1 protein-coding gene and 1 pseudogene are annotated in these 1,370 nt (G+C 54.5%); one reads left to right on the forward strand and one right to left on the reverse strand.

Features of this window, described 5'->3' with window-relative positions; genetic code table 11:
• On the reverse strand, positions 1–228 hold a 228-nt coding region (locus tag EN750_RS34445), incomplete at its 3' end, for a glycosyltransferase (RefSeq protein WP_127399286.1).
• Between the two features lie 898 nt (positions 229–1,126).
• Between EN750_RS34445 and EN750_RS34450 the strand changes: the two are divergent.
• Positions 1,127–1,370 (forward strand): annotated as a pseudogene (locus EN750_RS34450) (hypothetical protein); the annotation flags it as partial.

Below are 1,370 nucleotides of genomic sequence, written 5' to 3' on the forward strand. Positions count from 1 at the left end.
GCGCGCGCCGGCGGGGCCATGCGCGCAAGAACTCAACGTCCGAAATCGGGCATCTTGCTCCACATAACCGGCAATGATCGCGGCGGTGCGGTCCGTGGAGGCGTCGTCGACGATGATCGCCTCCCAATCCACGATTTCCTGATCGAGGAGGCAATCGAGTGCGCGCGCCAGCGTTACCTCTGCGTTGTGCGCAGGAACCACGACTGAAACCAATGGATTATGCGCCATGCCGTCTTACCCACGCCTGGTTCGAAGGTACAAGAGTCCCAAGACATAGCCGGCGATTTCCCGCCAAAGGAAACGGTCATCGAGGATGCTGCGTCCAAACAGTCTCCCGTGACCTCTTCCGAGCCGTCGCGCCTCCATTTGGCTGCAGGGCGAGCTTGCTCCTGTCCTGCTAGCGACGTTAGAAGCCTGGCGCAGCATTTCATCCGTGCCGCCGAGATCGGGCGCCGGCTGTCGCAGATGCACGTCAAAACCAAGCATGCCGCATACTCATGTCCCTGAAATCGGCACCATGACCACAAGCTGCGGTCCCTGGCACTTGGCTATGGCAAACTGGCGTCCTTTGCAATCGACGACGCAACAATGCAAGCCCACTGAAGCTTTGGTTGAATGACTGCCAGCTATTGGGGCCTATTGCTCTCTCCTATCGACCGAAACACCGCGATTCCGGGCTGCATTCTCGATCGGCGATTCCTCGTGTGAAAAGAAGATTCTCCTTCTACTGTTGAGCTCGCGCCGGAAGCTGATGGTGGCAGTATATAGCGGAGCGAGAGGCAATATGCTGCCCGCTGGAACAGCTATTTTAGCAATTTCTAATAAAAAATTGTTACTTAATTCCATCTAAATAGATATACATAATGCCATTGTATCACTCGGCTTCATAGTAGATTTCGCCCGATAACCAATTAGGTTAAATGGCTATGGTTGCTATCACAGGGAGGGCGAGAGCAACACCTAGCGGTACTGGTGCTTTTTCTGCCAGTCCAAGAGGTGTAAAAAGAGCACCCAAATTGGCTTGCGCCAAGAAGATTCCGGCTTGCAGGTCGCGGATTTTGCTGGCATCTTCATCTGTTTATGGGTCTCTGCACTGTGGCAGGTGTTCAAATAGAGGGGTATAAGGATGGCCAAGGAATCTTCGAGTACTTCGAGTGCCGTTTCCTCCGCAAACAAGGCGGACGCAAATTTGATTGGTAATGCAGACGGAAGCGGGCTGAACTTCATGGCGGCCCAGGTTCGCGAAAACGGGGGCGCCGGCGACGCCGTAGGTGTCGACAAGATACGCGATCTGCTGTTCGGCAACCAGATGCAGGACTATGACCGCCGTTTTTCCAAGCTTGAAGAACGGGTGTTGCAACGCTTCAAGG

The sequence above is a fragment of the Mesorhizobium sp. M7A.F.Ca.ET.027.03.2.1 genome (genome assembly GCF_003999175.1).
Classification (GTDB): Bacteria; Pseudomonadota; Alphaproteobacteria; order Rhizobiales; family Rhizobiaceae; genus Mesorhizobium.